Source organism: Dyadobacter sp. CY347 (assembly GCF_021502655.1).
Lineage (GTDB): Bacteria > Bacteroidota > Bacteroidia > Cytophagales > Spirosomataceae > Dyadobacter.
Genome location: NZ_JAKFFT010000004.1, coordinates 59,263 through 78,726, shown reverse-complemented (window position 1 = coordinate 78,726; position 19,464 = coordinate 59,263). Strand labels below are relative to the sequence as shown.

General features: G+C 45.4%; 21 protein-coding genes. 20 read left to right on the top strand and 1 reads right to left on the bottom strand.

Translation table 11 applies throughout. The annotated features are described in order from the left end of the window. The first annotated feature begins 77 nt into the window (after positions 1 to 77). The 12 genes from L0659_RS08515 (at position 78) to L0659_RS08460 (ending at position 10,775) form a co-directional block, all read left to right on the top strand. On the top strand, positions 78 to 1,001 hold the full coding sequence (locus L0659_RS08515; protein ID WP_235125419.1) for an AraC family transcriptional regulator: 924 nt from the start codon (positions 78 to 80) through the stop codon (positions 999 to 1,001). A gap of 92 nt (positions 1,002 to 1,093) precedes the next feature. Beyond that, entirely contained in the window at positions 1,094 to 2,476 is a 1,383-nt protein-coding gene (locus tag L0659_RS08510; protein ID WP_235125418.1) for a glycosyl hydrolase, read from the top strand. After that, on the top strand, positions 2,473 to 3,306 hold the full coding sequence (locus tag L0659_RS08505) for a sugar phosphate isomerase/epimerase (protein WP_235125417.1): 834 nt from the start codon (positions 2,473 to 2,475) through the stop codon (positions 3,304 to 3,306). Before L0659_RS08510 ends, L0659_RS08505 begins: the two co-directional genes overlap by 4 nt. Before the next feature lie 10 nt (positions 3,307 to 3,316). Beyond that, positions 3,317 to 4,462 carry a Gfo/Idh/MocA family protein gene (locus tag L0659_RS08500; RefSeq protein WP_235125416.1) on the top strand — a complete coding sequence of 382 codons (1,146 nt, stop codon included), beginning with the start codon at positions 3,317 to 3,319 and terminating at the stop codon, positions 4,460 to 4,462. Continuing rightward, complete coding sequence (locus L0659_RS08495; RefSeq protein ID WP_235125415.1) at positions 4,459 to 5,229, top strand: 3-ketoacyl-ACP reductase; 771 nt, start codon at positions 4,459 to 4,461, stop codon at positions 5,227 to 5,229. The genes L0659_RS08500 and L0659_RS08495 overlap by 4 nt, the downstream gene beginning before the upstream one ends. Before the next feature lie 24 nt (positions 5,230 to 5,253). After that, positions 5,254 to 6,495, top strand: a complete 1,242-nt coding sequence (locus tag L0659_RS08490) for an MFS transporter (protein ID WP_235125413.1) — start codon at positions 5,254 to 5,256, stop codon at positions 6,493 to 6,495. A gap of 284 nt (positions 6,496 to 6,779) precedes the next feature. Beyond that, a complete protein-coding gene (locus L0659_RS08485; RefSeq protein ID WP_235125411.1) occupies positions 6,780 to 7,160 on the top strand; it encodes a hypothetical protein in 381 nt (126 codons plus the stop codon). Positions 7,161 to 7,322: 162 nt separating this feature from the next. Beyond that, on the top strand, positions 7,323 to 7,661 hold the full coding sequence (locus tag L0659_RS08480) for a type II toxin-antitoxin system HigB family toxin (RefSeq protein ID WP_235125409.1): 339 nt from the start codon (positions 7,323 to 7,325) through the stop codon (positions 7,659 to 7,661). After that, a complete protein-coding gene (locus L0659_RS08475) occupies positions 7,634 to 8,233 on the top strand; it encodes a transcriptional regulator (RefSeq protein ID WP_235125407.1) in 600 nt (199 codons plus the stop codon). The genes L0659_RS08480 and L0659_RS08475 overlap by 28 nt, the downstream gene beginning before the upstream one ends. A gap of 26 nt (positions 8,234 to 8,259) precedes the next feature. Beyond that, on the top strand, positions 8,260 to 9,372 hold the full coding sequence (locus tag L0659_RS08470; protein WP_235125406.1) for a Gfo/Idh/MocA family protein: 1,113 nt from the start codon (positions 8,260 to 8,262) through the stop codon (positions 9,370 to 9,372). A 21-nt stretch (positions 9,373 to 9,393) separates the two neighbouring features. Further along, on the top strand, positions 9,394 to 10,389 hold the full coding sequence (locus L0659_RS08465; protein WP_235125405.1) for a glycosyl hydrolase family 18 protein: 996 nt from the start codon (positions 9,394 to 9,396) through the stop codon (positions 10,387 to 10,389). Positions 10,390 to 10,421: 32 nt separating this feature from the next. Then, on the top strand, positions 10,422 to 10,775 hold the full coding sequence (locus tag L0659_RS08460; RefSeq protein WP_235125404.1) for a hypothetical protein: 354 nt from the start codon (positions 10,422 to 10,424) through the stop codon (positions 10,773 to 10,775). A gap of 348 nt (positions 10,776 to 11,123) precedes the next feature. Here the strand turns inward: L0659_RS08460 and L0659_RS08455 are convergent, their stop codons facing one another. Then, positions 11,124 to 11,339 carry a helix-turn-helix transcriptional regulator gene (locus L0659_RS08455; RefSeq protein ID WP_235125403.1) on the bottom strand — a complete coding sequence of 72 codons (216 nt, stop codon included), beginning with the start codon at positions 11,337 to 11,339 and terminating at the stop codon, positions 11,124 to 11,126. Positions 11,340 to 11,443: 104 nt separating this feature from the next. On the opposite strand from L0659_RS08455, the gene L0659_RS08450 reads away from it, so the two are divergent. From L0659_RS08450 to L0659_RS08415, 8 genes are all read left to right on the top strand, one after another. Then, the gene (locus tag L0659_RS08450) at positions 11,444 to 11,677 is read left to right on the top strand and encodes a SymE family type I addiction module toxin (protein WP_235125402.1); all 234 of its coding nucleotides are present in this window, start codon (positions 11,444 to 11,446) and stop codon (positions 11,675 to 11,677) included. Positions 11,678 to 11,694: 17 nt separating this feature from the next. After that, positions 11,695 to 12,153 (top strand): DUF433 domain-containing protein, encoded by a 459-nt coding sequence (locus tag L0659_RS08445; RefSeq protein ID WP_235125401.1) that lies wholly within the window; start codon positions 11,695 to 11,697, stop codon positions 12,151 to 12,153. Between the two features lie 15 nt (positions 12,154 to 12,168). Then, entirely contained in the window at positions 12,169 to 12,399 is a 231-nt protein-coding gene (locus L0659_RS08440) for a hypothetical protein (protein WP_235125400.1), read from the top strand. Next, positions 12,381 to 12,773: a type II toxin-antitoxin system VapC family toxin gene (locus L0659_RS08435; RefSeq protein WP_235125399.1), complete on the top strand. Its 393-nt coding sequence runs from the start codon at positions 12,381 to 12,383 to the stop codon at positions 12,771 to 12,773. The genes L0659_RS08440 and L0659_RS08435 overlap by 19 nt, the downstream gene beginning before the upstream one ends. 127 nt (positions 12,774 to 12,900) lie before the next feature. Further along, positions 12,901 to 13,821, top strand: coding sequence for an SMP-30/gluconolactonase/LRE family protein (locus L0659_RS08430; protein ID WP_235125397.1), 921 nt, complete (start codon positions 12,901 to 12,903; stop codon positions 13,819 to 13,821). 70 nt (positions 13,822 to 13,891) lie between these two features. After that, complete coding sequence (locus L0659_RS08425) at positions 13,892 to 15,946, top strand: M3 family metallopeptidase (RefSeq protein ID WP_235125396.1); 2,055 nt, start codon at positions 13,892 to 13,894, stop codon at positions 15,944 to 15,946. Positions 15,947 to 16,087: 141 nt separating this feature from the next. After that, the gene (locus L0659_RS08420) at positions 16,088 to 18,496 is read left to right on the top strand and encodes a TonB-dependent receptor (protein ID WP_235126830.1); all 2,409 of its coding nucleotides are present in this window, start codon (positions 16,088 to 16,090) and stop codon (positions 18,494 to 18,496) included. 10 nt (positions 18,497 to 18,506) lie between these two features. Continuing rightward, entirely contained in the window at positions 18,507 to 19,457 is a 951-nt protein-coding gene (locus L0659_RS08415; RefSeq protein WP_235125394.1) for a DUF4249 domain-containing protein, read from the top strand. Positions 19,458 to 19,464: the final 7 nt, after the last annotated feature.

The following is a 19,464-nucleotide window of genomic DNA, read 5'->3' as shown; positions in this document are numbered from 1 at the left end:
ATTATCATCGGCATGGTGGTAGTTCTGTGGGTTTTACGCCTTTTATAAAGGTTATTGAGTTAGTAAAATCACAGTCCATGGCTTTCGTTCCCGATGCAATTCCTGTACATTCTCTGCCCAAAACACCCAGCCAGGTTCCTGCATTAAAGATTTTTAGGTTCAAGAACAGCGAAGGAAAATTCAAAGAATCACCAGTTTCGCTGCCAATTACGCCTTTGCCTACCGACACGCCGCACCGCCACACTTACTATGAGATCCTTTTTATAGAAGAAGGCATAGGTTTTCATGAGATTGACTTTCATTCGTACAACATTCAGGGCGCCGGCCTACATTTCCTCACGCCCGGACAAGTGCATTTGCTGACATTCTCGACTTCTTTCCAGGGTTACATTGTCGCATTTTCGGAGGATTTTTACACTTTTTATAACCCTGTCAATCCGTCTCTTTCGCAGCTTCCCTTTTTCCAGCCCGCGCGCAGACAGCCCATTATTACGCTCTCGGAAACTGAAAAGCGCTATTTTCATAACATTATGGAAAACATGGTTTCCGATCATTTGACATCGGAGACGGATCAGACCATGATTGGGAAATACCTGGGGTTAATGTTGCAGAAATGTGCTTTCCTTGCTCCAAAAAACATTCAGCCCGCCGAGTCGGCTGTGCAGACTGTTCCGGAACTAGTGGGAAGATTTCAGGAATTGGTAGAGAAAAATTTCCGGCAAATGCATGAAGTTCAGCAGTATGCGCAGGAACTGGCCGTTTCGCCGGATTATTTAAGCAAGATTATCAAAAAATACCTCGGCACGCCTTCGCAGGAATACATTCTGGACAAATTGTTACTGGAAGCGAAACGGCTGCTGGTTTTTACCAATCTTAGCAGCAAAGAAATAGGTTACCACATTCACATGGACGACCCTTCCTATTTCAGCAGGATCTTCAAAAAGAAAACCGGCCTAACACCGAACGAGTACCGCGACCATGTTCGGAAAAGTACCATTTAATAGCAAAAATGTACCTTGCTCACGCCTACACGGGCGGATATCTTTGTATTATCCAAAAATAAAATGGCTAAATAATACTATCGATATCTATTATGCAGATTCGCAACGATCTTACCGCCGCTTCGCTTCAGCCTAAACTTGACAAGCTCTGGCAGCTTTCCGCCGAAAAAATCAACCTCATTTCAAGGGAATACGACAACTCGAAAGGAACGCCCGTTTTCACCGTCAACGGCAAATACACATTGCGGGGCTGGACTGAATGGACACAAGGTTTCCAGTATGGTGCCGAAGTTTTGCAATTTGATGCAACCGGTGAAACGCAGTTTTTGGAAAGCGCCCGAAAAAACACGGTGAGCAGCATGGCGTCCCATGTAGGCCATTTCGGCGTGCATGATCATGGCTTTAATAATGTGAGCACTTATGGAAATTTATTGAGATTAATGAATGAAGGCCGCATTCCTGAAAACGACTGGGAACGCAACTTCTACGAGATCGCGCTGAAAATTTCCGGGGCAGTTCAGGCTAAAAGATGGACTAATACAAAAGACGGTCAGGGTTTTATACATTCATTCAATGGACCGCATTCCTTATTTGTGGATACAATTCGCTCGGTGCGTGCGCTGATGGTTTCGCATTTGCTGGGCCACAGTTTGATGGGTGAAAATGATGTAAAAACAAGCTTACTGCAACGCGGGACATCACACTCCATCGCAACTGCCAAATATGCGGTTTACTATGGCGAAGGCCGCGACAGTTACGACGTCTGGGGCCGTACAGCACATGAAAGCGTTTTTAACACCAATGACGGCAATTATCGCTGCCCCAATTCCCAACAAGGTTTCTCAGGGTTCACAACCTGGACACGCGGATTAGCCTGGGCCATGGCCGGTTTTGCAGAACAGCTGGAATCGCTTTCTGCGTTTTCTGATGAAGAACTTACACCCTTGGGTGGCAGAGCGGAAATTGAGAATATATATTTAAAAGGTGCCCAAGCCACCTGCGACTTTTACATTGATAACACCGCCTCCGATGGAATTCCCTATTGGGACACCGGCGCGCCTCAATTATATAAATTAGGCGATTATACATCCAGAACTTCCGATCCTTACAACGAATTTGAACCCATAGACAGCTCAGCGGCCGCAATTGGTGCGCAAGGTTTACTTCGATTGGGAAAATACTTGAAGGATAAAGGGCAGACAGAACAGGGAAATAAATACTGGCAGGCAGGCTTAACCGCGTTGGATTCGCTGTTTGCAGAACCTTACCTATCCACCGACCCGACGCACCAGGGATTGATCCTGCATTCGATTTATCACCGTCCAAATGGCTGGGACAACATTCCTGCCGGACAGAAAATCCCTTGCGGCGAATCCAGTATGTGGGGCGATTACCATGCGCGGGAAGTAGCACTTTATGTGGATCGCATTAACAAAGGATTGCCTTACTATACTTATCTGGGCGCTGTAAAATGAACATTATCAACGACATAACACTAGACCGTTGCTGCATTCACACCATTACCACGAAACCCTGGGAGCTTTCGGAAGCAGTGGAAAATTACGCGGCGGCAGGGGTTAAAGGAATAAGTGTCTGGCAGAACGCAACTGAACGGATCGGCCCTCACCGTGCCGGAGAGCTGATCCGATCTGCCGGGCTTGAAATCGTCTCTTACGTTCGCGGCGGGTTTTTCCCGCATACGAGCAGCGCAGGACGCGCGCAGGCCATTGATCATAACCGGAAGTTACTCGAAGAAGCCGCAGCTTTGGGTGCTCCCATGATCGTGCTGGTTTGTGGCGCGTCGCCTGATCAGTCATTGGAAAAATCCCGCGAACAAATTAAGGAAGGCATTGCTGCGATTTTGCCATTGGCCGAAAAACTTAAAGTAAAACTGGCTATTGAGCCACTGCATCCCATGTATGCTGCTGATCGATCAGCGATTAACACGTTGGCCCAGGCCAATGATATGGCTGAGTATTTCAATTCGCCATACGTAGGCGTGGCGGTGGATGTGTATCATTTGTGGTGGGACGGCGATCTGGAAAAAGAGATCGCCCGCTGCGGCGCAAACGGAAATTTGCTTGCTTATCATGTCTGTGATTGGAAAGTCAACACCATCGACTTGCTCAATGACCGGGGATTAATGGGTGAAGGCTGCATTGATTTGAAAAAGATTCGTGGCTGGGTGGAAGCGACTGGTTTCCAAGGCTTTTGTGAAGTAGAGATTTTCTCGAACATTCATTGGGCGAAGGATCAGCATTTGTTTTTGGGAGAAATTACAGAGGCATTTTTGAAAACTGTTTAAAATAAAAAACATGACTACACATAACATTGGCATTATCATGAACGGCGTGACGGGCCGTATGGGGACAAATCAGCATTTACTAAGATCCATCAAAGCCATTATCGAACAAGGCGGCGTGAAAATCTCGGCTGACGAAGTAATTATGCCGGATCCGATCCTGGTTGGGCGTAACGAAAGCAAGCTGCAATCGCTTTGCAAACAGTCCGGAATAGCGAAATACACAACGGATCTGGATTCTGTAATGTCTGATCCGCAGTATCAGATTTATTTCGATGCCCAGGTGACGGGTCGCCGCGCAGCTGCTGTGAAAAAGGCTATTCTTGCCGGGAAACACATTTATTGTGAAAAACCAACCGGAACCACTACTGAGGAAGCGCTTGAACTTTACGAGTTGGCAACGGCCGCAGGTTTGAAAAACGGTGTTGTTCAGGATAAGCTTTGGCTGCCCGGGATGCTGAAATTGAAGCGGTTAATGGAGAATGGCTTCTTCGGAAAAATCCTTTCTGTGCGCGGAGAATTCGGTTACTGGGTCTTTGAAGGCCACAGCATTCCGGCGCAGCGTCCATCGTGGAATTATAGAAAAGAAGACGACGGCGGCATTATTGTGGATATGCTTTGCCACTGGCGCTATGTTCTGGACAACCTTTTTGGCAAAGTAAAAGCTGTTTCCTGCCTCGGCGCCACGCACATTCCCGAGCGCATCGATGAAAATGGCAACCCATACAAAGCAACAGCGGACGATGCTTGCTATGCCACATTCGAACTGGAAGGTGACGTCATCGCGCAATTCAATTCATCCTGGACAGTCCGCGTCCGTCGCGACGATCTGCTCACATTGCAAGTGGACGGCACACACGGCTCGGCCGTGGCAGGCTTGCGTGATTGCTACACGCAACATTACGGAAACACGCCGAAACCCGTCTGGAACCCGGATATTCCACAACCCATTCCATTTTTCGAAGGCTGGTCCAAAGTGCCCGAGCAAGAGATTTTTGATAATGCATTCAAAGCGCAATGGGAGCTTTTCTTAAAACACATTGTAAAAGACACACCGTTCCCATGGGATTTGAAAGCGGGTGCGCGTGGCGTGCAACTGGCTGAAAAAGGCATTGAAAGCTGGGAAAAGCGGCAGTGGGTTAATATCGACGAATTATGAAAAATACCGCATTAATAACCGGTGGAAGTCGTGGAATCGGTTTTGGCATCGCTAAGGCCCTTGCCAAAGAAGGCTATAACCTCGCCATCAATGGCGTACGTGATGAAGAAGGCGCAGCTGAAGCGCTGAATGAACTTAGGGAATTAGGCGCAGAAGTGGTTTATTGCCAGGGAAATATTGCCAATCCCGCTGACCGAGAGGCTATTATCGAGAAAGCTTATTCGGTTTTTGGACAAATTCATATTCTGGTTAATAATGCAGGAATTGCTCCGCGCGAACGACTGGATATTCTGGAAACGACACCGGAAAACTTTCAGGAAGTAATGCAAACCAACCTGGAAGGCCCATTTTTCCTGACGCAGGCCATTGCAAAACGAATGGCACATGCAAAGCAGAATAACCATGCATTCGAGGCGACGATCATTTTTGTAACGTCGATTTCGGCAACGGTCGCGTCCATTAACCGGGGAGAATATTGTATTTCAAAATCAGGTCTGGCGATGACAAACCTGCTATTTGCGGTCCGTATGGCGGAGTTTAATATTCCCGTTTTTGAGATCCGGCCGGGCATTATTGCAACGGATATGACTTCCAAAGTGCAGGAAAAATATGATACCCTTTTCCAAAGCGGCATAGCATTGCAACCTCGCTGGGGAACTCCGGATGACGTCGGAAAAGCCGTTGCATCGCTCACAAGAGGTGATTTCCCCTACTCCACCGGCCAGGTGATCGGTGTGGATGGTGGAATGTTGATTGACAGATTATAGCTTTCAAAGTAAACCAAATCACTTATGTCCGAACATCCTAACCCTCGCCCGAGCTTACTCTCACAACTGCTTCAAGTGCCGGTCATCGTGGCTGCGCTGGGCTATCTGGTTGATATGTACGACCTGTTTTTGTTTAGCGTAGTGCGCGTCCCCAGCTTAAAAGCGCTGAATGTGCCCGCAGACCAGTTGCTGGGTGAAGGCATCAGGCTGCTTAATTATCAAATGGCCGGAATGCTCATTGGCGGCGTTCTGTGGGGTGTTATCGCAGATAAAAAAGGTCGTCTTTCTGTGCTTTTCGGATCTATTATCATGTATTCTCTTGCCAATATTGGAAACGGGTTTGTCACTTCGCTGGACCAATATGCATTGCTCCGTTTCATCGCAGGTGTGGGACTTGCGGGGGAACTAGGAGCGGGAATTACATTGGTAACGGAGGTTTTGCCCAAAGAAATACGGGGTTACGGAACAACATTGGTGGCAACATTAGGCGTTCTGGGAGCTATCCTGGCGTATTTTGTGGCGGATATGTTCGCATGGCGGATTTCCTATTTCGTTGGCGGCGGAATGGGCTTGCTACTGCTGATTCTGAGGTTCAACGTTTTTGAATCAGGGATGTTCAAGCAGGTTAAGGAGAGAACTGTGGACCGCGGCAACGTCATGATGATCCTTACGAACGGAAAGCGTTTCGCAAAATATTTGATGGCGATCCTGGTGGGGCTGCCCATCTGGTTTGTGGTTGGTATCCTGATCACTTTCTCCCCGGAGTTCGGCGCTGCAAAAGGAATTGAGGGAATTAATGCTGGTAAGGCCGTGATGCTGGCATTTTCGGGACAAGTTTTTGGTGATATTTTCAGTGGTTTATTAAGCCAGTATCTTAAAAGCAGAAAGCGTGTGATCGGCTTGTTCATCATTCTTTCCCTGACCATGATGATCGGCTACCTGATGATCCCGGCGCTCGATTTGTTTACATTCTATTTAATGTGCGCATTACTGGGATTCTGCAATGGTTACTGGACATTATTTATCACGATCGCCGCAGAACTTTTCGGAACCAACTTGCGCGCCACTGTCGCGACGACTGTCCCCAATTTTGTGAGAGGAGCGACGATCCCGTTAGCTGCATTGTTTGTCAGTTTCAAACCGGACCTCGGCGTGATTCAAAGTGCGCTGCTTATTGGTGTTGCAACATCCATGGTTGCATTACTCGCCTTATACTTTTTGGAAGAAACATTTACCAAGGATATGGACTTCGTTGAAAAGGAATAGTTCGTATGTTGATCTATAATTTAAAAAAACGGCTCCTGCATCGCAGCGAGCCGTTTTTTTTAACACTTATTAACACATCAGGATGCAACATACAACTGCAACAATCCATCATTGAACCAAATTGCAACAACCACTTAATTACTCATGAAAGATATAAACCATTCATTCACGTAAAGTTTCCACTCCTGTACTTTGTATTACATAGTACCGGGAAATGCGCCACCTTTGTTATGTCCTCAGAGACAAAAAGTAAATTAAAAATTAGCCATAAAAATAAAATAGCCATGAAAACTACAATCAAAACCTTCGCATTTGCCTTCGCATTGATCGCCTCTACATTCGCTGCCAACGCCGAAGACAAAGAAACAAAAAAAGCTTCGACGTTCGGAACAGGAATTTACCCTACCAAAAATGGCAAGATCAATGTCTTGGTTAACAAAGCAACCAACGACGCGAGCACAGTGATTTTGCTTAAAAACGAAGCCGGAAGTGTTGTATACCGCGAAACGGTAAGCAAAGACAACCAAAAATTTGGCCGCACATTAAACATGGACCAAATGGATGCCGGTAAATACGAACTGGACGTCATCAGCGGCAAAGAAATCCAATCAAAATCTTTCAAACTGTCAGAACAAAAATTAGAACGTTCACTAACCGTCAAATAATCAAAGCGTAAACCATAAATCAGTAGGCCTCCGGAAACCCGGAGGCCTTTTTTGTGTAAAAATTTTGGAAACCGTTACTTTTTCGGAGATCAGCGTCAAAAGGATAAATACCATGTAGATAGTTCTACTTTATGTAGAACTTTACTTAAATTTGATCGGTCGATGAAGCTTCTAGGAAAACACATTTTATCAAAGCTAAAAAAGAAGAATCGCGGAAACACTAAATTATCAGACGAAATTGATCGACTAGTTTCAGACCTTGAAAGTACAAGAGTGCAATCCGATGCAGATTTCAGGGCAATAAGAAGCGATGCGGAAAAGGTGCAAAATTCAGGCTTTTACTTTCTAGATATCCATATTCACCGCGCCCTGTTGTTACTGGTTATCAAAGATGATGAAGCAAGTATCGTTTGGGTGGGAACTCACTCTGAGTATGAGAGAATATTTAAAAACAACAAAAACAGCATAGAGAAATGGCTAAGAAACAAGGATTTGCTGTAACAGCGTTTGATGCCCGAGAGATCGTAGAAAGAGGCAAGATTTCGTCAGAGCTTGAAATGGAAAGAGCAATACAAAGTGAGAGGCTACTTCGGCTCATGAGCAAGGATCAGCCGGAACTTGAACCCTTGCGAAAAGAAATTCGAGACATGGTCATTCAGTATGAATCTGAACATTGGTCGGATGCCGACTTGGTAACAGATGCTCAAGTGCACGAAAGTGATCTGGCGGAAAAGCAGGTTGATAAGGAACGCTTGTTTTTTAGGAAACGAAAAAGTCTAATTATTAAGCATTTGAAGCAAAATGGACTCAATCAAAATGACCTATCCGCAATACTGGCACATAGCAAATCGTACACTTCCGAGCTTCTGAACGGGATCAGGTCTTTTTCAATGAATGACTTGATCATCATTCATAAGCTATTCAAAATAAAGTTGGAGGATCTTATTTTCACAGAGATAACTCCGGATGTGGAACTGAGGATAAGGGAAACATTTGAAAAGGCTGCCGAAAATACTTCAAAATCAAAAAAACCAGCACAGGTAACTTCTTTAATGAAAGCGCTTTATTCGTAAACACAATCTTGTTATCACTCATTACTATGGACTCACGTCGCGATTTTCTTCAAAAATTAACCCTGGGAATTGGTGCAACCGCACTGACCGATCTGCCCGCAGCCGCAAGAGAGCTTTATGCCGGTCCGAAAGCCGACAAACAACTACGCGTCGCGATCATGGGACTGGGCAGTTACGGAACACGCGTTGCGGATGCCATGAAAGACTGTAAAATGGCGACACTCGTAGGAGCCGTTTCGGGCACGCCGGCGAAGCTTGAAGATTGGAAAAAGAAATACAACATTCCCGAAAAGAACACTTACAATTACGACACCGTCAGCAAGATTAAGGATAATCCGAATATCGACCTTGTATACATTACAACACCTAACTCGCTGCATCACAAGCATGTGTTACAAATAGCTGCTGCCGGAAAACACGTTCTTTGCGAAAAACCGGTTGCCGACAATGCAAAACAAACCCGTGAAATGATCGCAGCTTGTGAGAAGGCCGGAGTGAAGTTTTACATTGGTTATCGCATGCATTTTGAACCGCACACACGCGAGCTGATCCGCATGCGGGAGGCTGGTGAGCTGGGTAAGATCATGCATGTAAATAATTACATGGGTTTCAAATCCGGCGATCCCAATCAATGGAGGCTGAAAAAAGCACTGGCTGGCGGCGGTGCCATGATGGACGTTGGCATTTACGCATTAAATGGCGCACGTTATGCCACCGGCGAAGAGCCGATTTGGGTGACAGCGCAGGAAACGAAAACTGATCCGGTGAAATTCAAGGAAGTGGACGAAACCATCATGTTCCAGCTTGGCTTCCCCAGCGGCGTGGTTGCGAGCTGCGGCACGACTTACAATTTCAATAACTACGAAAGACTTTATGTGATCGGTGAAAAAGGCTTTGTAGAGCTAAGCCCGGCATTCAGCTACGGCCCGATCAAAGGCCGGACGCACAATGGCCCGATGAACCAGCCCATAGTCACGCACCAAACCCTGCAAATGGACGGCATCGCCGACATTATCCTCAACAACAAGCCCGATCCAAATGTGAGCGGGGCCGAAGGGTTAAAAGATATGATCGTAGTTGACGCCGTTTACGAATCCATCCGCAAAGGCGGCGCGAAGATTATGTTGGCAGGTAAATAAATATTCAAAACAAGCATCACCATGGAAGTTTCGAAGTTGTTAAAGCCATGCATCTCCGTTTTCATGGTGATTCTTGCATTAAATACCAGTTGCAGTAAAAAAAGCATCACCGCTTCCGGCAGCGGCAATGCGGATACTAAGTTTAAAGTCATTGGCTATCTGCCAAACCGGATGGACCTTCTCGCATCTGCCAGACAAATTGATTTTACCAAAATCACGCATCTCTACATTGCATTCATTAACCCCGATTCTCTCGGAAACCTTACAGGCACCGAAAACCTCAAAGAAGTTGCCGCGCTGGCCCATTCCAGAAATGTCAGGATCATGGCATCCATCGGCGGCGGCGGCGCTCCGGAATATTATCCTTCTTTTTTAATTGGAGAAAAGAAAAGTAAACTTATCAATGATCTCGTTAATCTGGCAGTTGACAATGATCTCGACGGCATTGACGTCGACCTCGAAGGCGCACTAATCGATGCCAATTACGAAAGTTTCGTAACTGATCTTGCAGCCCCGTTGAAAAAGCAAAACAAACTGATCACAGCCGCCATCGCCACCGTATACAAGGATCAATTTACAGACAAAGCATTAGCCCAGTTCGATTTCGTAAACATCATGTCCTACGACCGCACCGGACCCTGGCGCCCCGACAAACCCGGCCCGCATGCCCCCTACTCCATGGCCGAAGAAGATCTCCAATACTGGCTTGAAACACGAAAAATCCCAAAAAATAAACTCACCCTGGGCGTTCCCTTCTACGGCTACGGCTTTGGCGGCACCGCCCCGGAAAGCATGTCCTACAAAAATATCCTCCGCCAATATCCAGATTCAGTTAAGGAGGATCAGATGCATTTGAATGGCGGAATGGTGTATTACAACGGCCTGCCCACGATTCGCAAGAAAACAGAGCTGGCGAAGCAGAAGGTTAGCGGAGTGATGATCTGGCAATTGTTGCAGGATAGTACTGGGGCGAAGTCGCTGCTTGGAGAGATTGATAGGGTTGTGAAAGGGAGATAATCGACACTTTATAAGGCCTAAATTTATTCATAATGGACGGTAAGTTTGTTCACAAAGATTTCTCAGTCGATTTTGATTTATTTAATCGCGGGGATGATATCATAGTGAGGTTTTTTGATAAATCTCGGGAACACGAAGCCAACAGAATTGTCGATTTGGTCCTTGTCGATCCCGGTTACGGCTACATCTGTTTAAAATTTAAAGGTGACGATTCTGCTTTGCTCAGTGGTTTTTTAGATTCTGACGTATTTTTATCAGATGAATCGATTGCTGCTGCCATCGCATTTGTTCAAAATTTATCCTCGCTTACAAGGCATTGCTATACCCCTTACCACATTAGAAAATTTAAGACAACCGGGTATATCGAATATAATGGAGAGTATTAGAATTTCCTGGCATATTATATAGAAAATATTTTGAACAAAATCATGATGGATGAGGACTTTGATATAACATCTGCGGAAGAATATTTCACTTGCTACCACGGAGCTCCTGGAACAACAGAGCGATGCGAAATTAAATTGAGGCGAAGGCGTTTCTTGTCGGTAAATTAAATTGACGTAAGAGAGCAGCATGTCGGCGAAATCGGGGCAAAAAAAGCATCATTGCCAGATTTGAGAAGGGCCATAAAGACTTTCAGCACTCGACTTTTATCGAGTTTTAGAATTTCTTAGAGAAGATAATTGAATTGTCGCTGGATTGAAGTAGTCAAATATTGTCTTTCAGACTTCAAACTACAATTTGACCAACTCCTCCAGGCGAACTTCCAGCGCCAAAGCAATTTCATATAATGTATAAAGAGATGGCGAAACCCTACCATTTTCTATCCTCTCAATCGATTGCCTATCTTTTTCACAAGCCCGGGCAAGGTCGGATTGACTCCATCCTTTTTCTATCCGGAGCTGAATAATTCTTTTACCTACAATTTTTTGAAGCTCTATTTTATCCACAGCACAAGCTGCCGTATTGTTGTGAAAAATTTGTCATCATAAGTGTTGACATTTCGTCTGATCCTTTATCTTTACAGTAAACATCACTACGACAAACAAATGTTATGACATTATACAAAGCACGGACACGCCAATTAAAAATCTATTCAAAGTTCCAAAGAAGCTCTCAATGGAATAGCAAGTTTGTTCCGGAAATTAAGCTGTGTGGCAAGTGGCTGAAAGATTTGGGATTTGATCACGGGGAGCACATTAAGGTCCACTTTGAAGATGGTAAACTAATTTTAGAACCTGTGGGAGAATTACAGAAAAGTCCGCAGTTGGAGATTTGGGAAAATTAACTGAACGTATAGAAACCATGACGAAGAAGCGAGCAAAGGGCTTGGGTATTAGGCCCTTACCAATTGAAAACAATTCACGGGAGGACAAATCACAAGACTCAATACTATCAGAGATAAATGCGATACCAAAAGATGCCTTTAATATCTCAAAGTCATATCAAGAGTTTAGAACCGCCGACGACTGGTTGCAGGTTCGATATGGGAAACCTGGATCAGAGACGAGGAAGAGATTTGAAGCACGAGCACAAGCCTTTCTTGCAAGTGAGATGCCTGAAAGCAGCGCAATCACAGTTGATCCCGAAATCTTAGGTGGCACTCCGGTTTTCTCAGGAACGAGGATACCTATTCAAAATCTCGTAGATCATTTGACTACCGAGGAATCTATTGAATCTTTTTTAAACGATTTTGACGGTGTCACAAAGTTACAAGTTCAAAGAATAGTGAGAAAAATTCTTCGCTTCCTGATTGAATCATAAATATTATATTTGGGCATGAAAGCAAAAACACACATTCCATTTCAAGAATTGGTGACGATTGTAAAACAACTGTCACCTACCCAGAAGGCGCGGCTTCAAAAAGAGCTTGCCGCAGAAAGTACACCGGAGCCAAAACGGTCAAGGCTTACAGAATTGTTGCTGAACGGCCCGGTGTTTTCTGACGAGCAGATTAAAACTATTGAAGAAACCCGCAAATCGATCAATCAATGGCGGAAAAAATCTTGATGATTGATACGTGTGTTCTAATCGACTATTTCCGAAAAAAAGACAAATCAAATTCTAAACTAGTACAGATTGCTGATCGCTTTGAACAAATAGCGATTTCCAGTATTACTGAGTTTGAGATTTATACAGGTGCCACGCCCGATCAGAGAAGTTTCCGGAAAAGCATGCTTTTCGAAGTGCTTGTCATTTCCTTTGACAGCTCAGCAGCTCATTACGCGGCCGAAATTCAACAAGATCTAAAAAGAAGGCGTTACGCAATAGACAAAGCAGATTTATTTATAGCAGCCACTGCCATAGCAAATGATACGCTCTTTTACACGCTTAACCGAAAGCATTTCGACAAAATTAGTGAGTTAGATTTGTTAAGCCATTGACTTATGGATCGCTTTACTCTGTTTATAAAGCCCATCGCGTCGCACCTCCGCAAGTAACATAAGTAACTAACCATCCCCCACCTACTTTTACAGCAACCGGGCAAACTTCATCCGGCATTATTTTGATATGAAAAAGTCGATAGGTTTTTTTTCAATTTTATCCGGGGTGGTGGCTTTGCTCTTCCCGGCTTTACTTTCAGCACAGATAATGGATTCAAAATCGATAGTTGCGCCGGGCGCACAGGTTGAGAAGCTTGGCGACGGTTACAAATTTACAGAAGGCCCCGTTGCCGATGAGGATGGGAATGTGTTTTTTACAGACCAGCCCAACAACAAAATCATCCGCTGGGATGCGGAAACGAGCAAATTCTCAGTTTTTTCCGACAAAGCAGGCCGCGCAAACGGCATGTATTTTGACAAAAAAGGGAATCTGGTGGCTTGTTCGGATGAAGACAACCAGGTTTGGTCTTTTGATAAAAATGGTAAACCAACGGTTTTGGTAAAAGACTTCGAAGGCAAGCTTTTGAATGGCCCTAATGACCTCTGGATTGATCCGCAGGGTGGCATTTATCTGACAGACCCTTTGTATAAAAGGGATTACTGGAAGCGTGATCCAAAAATGCAGCAGGATGGCGAACACGTGTATTACCTTGATCCAAATGGCAAGGATCTGACAAGAGTTGATGCCAATATCAAAAAGCCAAACGGGATCATCGGCACAAAAGACGGCAAGACATTATATGTTGCGGACATTGGTGACAATAAAACTTACAAATACGACATTCAAAAAGACGGAACATTAACCAACCGGACGCTTTTCGTTCCCAAAGGTTCCGACGGGATGATCCTTGACGCAGAAGGAAATCTCTATATTACGGGCAAAGGCGTTACTGTTTTTGATAAATCAGGCGAACAAATCGCTCACTTCCCGATCCATAATGGTTGGACTGCAAATGTTTGTTTCGGAGGAAAAAACAATGATTTGCTTTTTGTAACCGCGGAAACTGCCGTTTACGGGTTGAAAATGAAGGTTAAGGGTGTGAAATAATCTTGCAAACTACATTGCAGGCGCTTTATTGAAACCATAACTTGCAAGCTGAAAAACATTTGATATCAATATGTCTCAGCAAGCTAATAACCCTTTTTTAACGCCATATAACACCCCACTTCAGGTTCCGCCATTCGATCAGGTGGAACCTGAACATTTTCTACCCGCTTTCGAGCAAGGCATGGCCGAGCAGCAAAGAAGCATTGAGGCAATCCATTCGAACGAAGCGGAGCCGACTTTTGAAAACACCATTATTGCACTGGAACGCACCGGCGAGCTGCTTAACAAGGTTAGTTCGGTATTTTTCAATCTGGCGTCGGCCCATACGAACCCCGAAATCGAAGCGCTTTCGAAAGAAATTGCACCAAGATTGTCCAAGCATAGCGACGATATTTTCCTTAATCCAGCTCTTTTTCAGCGTGTCCAAAAAATCAATGACGCGCTGGATACGCCTGGTCTGGATGCAGCGAAGAAACGCCTGTTGGAGAAAACGTATAAGGCTTTTGTCCGGAGCGGCGCTAATTTAAGTGATGCAGATCAGGCAGAAATGCGGGACATTAATAAGCAATTGTCGGTGTTAACAGTCCGTTTTGCGCAAAACTTGTTGGCTGAGACCAACAAATATGAACTCCTCATTCATGACGAAGCTCAACTTGCAGGCTTACCTGAGTCCATCAAAGCAAATGCTGCACAACTGGCAAGGGAAGCTGGAAAAGAAGGCAGCTGGAAATTCACATTGCATCAGCCTAGCGTGATGCCTTTTCTGCAATATGCCGAAAATCGTGCGCTCCGGGAGGAAATTTACAACGCATATATCACTCGCTGCAACCACGACGACGAACTGGATAATAAGGAAATTATTGTACAGATTACTTCGCTGCGGGCCAAGAGGGCCAGTTTGCTGGGATATTCGGATCATGCGGAGTATGTTTTGGAGGAAAGTATGGCCAAAAGGATCCTGAATGTATTGGATCTGCTGGACCGAATATGGGATGCGGCATTGCCAGTGGCGAAATCGGAAGCATTGCAGATGCAGGAACTGATGAACAAAGAAGGCGACGCAAATGAGCTCGAAGCGTGGGATTGGTTTTACTACGCCGACAAAGTGCGAAAGGAAAAATACAACTACGATTCCGAGTCCTTAAAGCCTTATTTCCAACTCGCTAATGTTCGTGACGGCATTTTTAAAGTTGTCCAAAACCTCTACGGGTTAACATTCACAGAGATCAGGGACATTCCTAAATACCACGAAGATGTCATGGCCTATGAAGTAAGGGAAGCAAATGGTGACCTTACTGGCATTTTTTACATGGATTTCTTTACACGAAATTCAAAAAGAGGCGGCGCCTGGATGACCTCTTATCGCAAGCAAAGCATTAAGGATGGCCAGCGCGTTGCGCCTATCGTGTCCATTGTTTGCAATTACGCCAAACCAACTGGTGAACATCCTGTTCTGCTCACTGCCGAAGAAGTTGAAACATTCTTTCACGAATTTGGCCACGCGCTGCACGGTTTGCTGTCCAATGTGGAATTTGAAACATTGTCCGGCACTTCGGTCCCACGTGACTTTGTGGAACTGCCTTCCCAGATCATGGAACATTGGGCCTTCGAACCGGAAGTCCTGAAATTTTACGCAAAACATTACCAAACCGGCGAAACGATCCCCGACGAGGCCATTGCCAAAATGAAAAATGCCTCTAAGTTTAACCAGGGTTTTGCTACGGTGGAGTATCTGGCGGCTTCCAGGCTAGACCTCTATTATCACATTCTCTGGCCGGAAAAGCGCATTGAGCCCAATACATTTGAACAAGGATGGATGCAGGACATGGGTTTGATCAAGCAGATTGCGCCGCGTTACCGGAGCACTTATTTTCAGCACATTTTTGCAGGCGGTTACTCAGCGGGTTATTACAGCTACATTTGGTCAGAATTGCTGGATAGCGACGCATTTGCGGCTTTTAAAGAAACCGGCAACATTTTCGACCCGGCAACCGCCCTTTCATTCAGGAAAAATATCCTTGAAAAAGGCGGCACAGAGGAGCCTGCTGCACTTTATAAATCTTTCCGGGGGAAAATGCCCGACGAAAAGTATTTGCTAGAAAACAGGGGTCTGGCCAAAGCATAGCATCCGTATTTGATCCAACAGCCACAAAAAGGAGTATATACGGCTAAGCGGAAGGTTTGTCCATTGCGTATTTTACCCTTTACTATGATCCATACTTTATCGTCGAACGAGTCGTTACAAAAATTACCCAGCCCGCTGACCATGCGTTTTATTTTTGTCGTCTCATTGCTGCTGTTTTCCATGGCCGTTTCCGCTCAGGAACGCGTGACAATCAGCGGTTTTGTGAAGGAAAAAGGCAGCCAGGAGCAGTTGCCAGGGGTTAATGTATACATTGAAGGCACACCTTACGGCGCGGTTACCAATACTTACGGCTTCTACTCGCTGACTGTTCCGGCAGGCGACAGCGCAATGGTTTCCTTTTCATTTGTAGGCTACGAAAAAACAGATTTAAAGGTTAGTATTGCTAAAAACCTGGAACTGAGCATATTTTTGGCGACCATTAACCAGTTGGACGAAGTGGTCGTTTCTGCGCGCCGGCAGGAGGATTATGTAAGCCGCTCGGTGCAGATGAGCCAGATTGAAATCCCGATTGCGCAGCTGAAAAAAGTGCCTGCTTTTTTTGGTGAAAAAGATGTTTTACGCGTGCTCCAACTCATGCCGGGCGTTCAGAAAGGAACCGAAGGACAAACGGGACTTTACGTACGCGGCGGCGGGCCCGACCAAAACCTTATCATTCTCGATGATGCGGTTGTTTACAATGCCAACCACCTTTTTGGCTTCTTTTCCATATTTAACAGTGATGCATTAAAAAGTGTGGAGCTGACCAAAGGCGGGTTCCCGGCACGCTATGGCGGCAGGCTTTCTTCGGTTTTGGAAATGAATATGAAAGAAGGAAGCAAGGACAAGCTCCACGGCGAGGGCGGGATCGGGCTTATATCATCCAGGCTAACATTAGAAGGGCCCATTTCAAAGGAAAAATCCTCATTCCTGATCTCAGGACGTAGAACTTACATTGATCTCCTGGCTTCGCCATTCATTAAGCAATCGCAAAAAGGGGACGAAAGCCAGGTAAAACCTGGTTATTATTTTTATGATCTTAATGCCAAGATGAACTACGATCTCGGCCCGAAAGACAAGCTGTATGTAAGCGGATATTTTGGCAGAGATAAATTTTATGCAGAAGAAAAAAGTGCCGATTCCGAGACAAGGGCCGGCCTCGACTGGGGCAATGCAACGGCAACAATGCGCTGGAACCATTTGCTGAGCCAGAAACTCTTCGTTAACACATCGTTCATTTTCAGCAATTTCAATTTCGGCGTTTCCAGTTATTCCAAGGACATTAATGGCGATGGAACAGTCCAGGATGAGTTTAGCCTGGAATACGATTCACGGATCAGGGATTTTGGTCTGAAAACCGATTTTGACTTTTACCCGTCTGCCAAGCACGCAATCAAGTTTGGGGCGCAGGTTACGCAGCATAAATTTATCCCTTCAGCACTCGCTATCGAAGGTTCTTTTATTGATAATCCCATCGAAAGATCTGTTAAGCCGATCAATACATTTGAGGCCGGAGCTTATGTGGAAGACACCTGGCAGCCGTTTGAATCACTTAAAATGAATGCTGGCTTCCGGTTAAGCGCATTTCAAACCCAGACAAAAACCTATATCCGGCCAGAGCCAAGATTTTCGGCGGCATTAAGGCTTGCAAAGGATTTCTCGGTAAAAGCCTCTTACGCCCAGATGAACCAGTATGTGCATTTGCTTTCCAACACCGGTTTAGGCCTGCCGACGGATCTCTGGGTGCCCACAACCGACCGCGTTGCGCCGCAGCAGTCGCAGCAAGTGGCGTTTGGTTTTGCCAAAGATCTTGAACGGCCTGCGCTTACATTGACATTGGAAGGCTACTATAAAGACATGGATCACATTCTTAATTATAAAGAAGGATCGTCGTTTTTAAGCATTAATGGTGAGAATGCCAATGAGTTAAGCTGGGAAGACAATGTTACCGCCGGAAAAGGCTGGTCATACGGAGGCGAATTTTTAATACAGAAAAAAACAGGCAGACTCTCGGGCTGGGTGGGATACACACTGTCGTGGACTTACTGGAAATTCCCGGAATTGAATTTTGGTAAAACATTCTTCCCTCGTTACGACCGTCGCCATGATCTTTCTGTGGTGGGAATCTACGAGCTTACCAAGCGCATAACCATCTCTTCCACTTGGGTTTACGGAACAGGCAATGCATTAACATTGCCCATCGCAACCTACACAGGCGTGAGCGATAATTTTATCACCAGAATAAATCCAAATGGCAAACCGGCCATCGGCTGGAACGGGCCGACGGTGAGCGAATATGGAGAAAAGAACAGTTTTCGTGCGGAGCCTTTTCACAGGATGGATTTCGCCATTCAATTTCGTAAACAGAAGAAACGGCACGAACGGACCTGGGAATTTGGCGTATACAATGTCTATAACCGCAGAAATCCGTTTTTCTATGACATAGACGCAGATGACTCAGATACGGGAGCCGGCGTCAACAACAAAAACACGCTGAAACGTTACTCGTTATTCCCAGTCCTTCCGTATTTCAGCTATAATTTCAAATTCTAATTGCGCCGCCATGAAGTTGCATCATATCATCATTTTACTTATCTCAATCTGCTTCTCAGCCTGCGAATCGCTGATTACGGATATTCCTGCGGATAAGCTGCCGAGAACAGAATCCAAGCTGGTCGTGCAGTCATTCATTTCGCCGCAGTCTGCTTACATTAATGTGGTAGTGACGGAATCTGTTCCATTATTTACAGAATCCGGAAACTCGGGTGGCGTTGTAAGAAATGCATTGGTTAAGATCTCTGATGGAATAAAAGAAGTTGAGATTCCATTTGATTCTGCAAGCACATTGTACAGCATTGACAAAAGTGTTTTTCCCATCATTGCAGGAAAAACTTATTCACTTTTCGTTTCCGACGGCAGCCGCGTAGCCACGGGCGTTTGCACTGTTCCCGCGGGGCAGGTTTTGGCCACTTCCTATAAGCTGGACACTTCCTTTTCGAGCAGCATTTTTGAGCAGGATACGGTATTAACCGTTCAAATGAGCTGGACAGATGCTTCCCGCGACACGAATTATTACCGCGTGAGGAGCTCGGTTGATCTGGAATACAGCGTTGCAGAAGGTTTCAGTGCAGAAACATTCAAAGAAAGACGGGTGAAAAACCGCTTCAATTTCAACTGGGACGAAACCATTGGCCGCAATGATTACCAGAGCGACGCAAATCTCGACGGTGCCGCATTCACCTCACCCATTGGCCGCACGGTTTTGCCCAATGTAATCGTTTACGATTATGGAAACGGCAACAAATTCACGGTGTATCCAAAGGCAAAGATTGCCATGGTCATGCTGGAAATTTACAACACCGACGTCCATTATTTCAAATATCACCGGTCACTGGAAATGCGGGGAACTTCGGACAATCCGTTCATTGAACCGTCTTTGATTTATAGCAACATCAGCGGCGGGTTGGGCTGCTTTGCGGCCTATAACTCCGGGCAGGTTACTTATCGTCCGTAATCCCAAA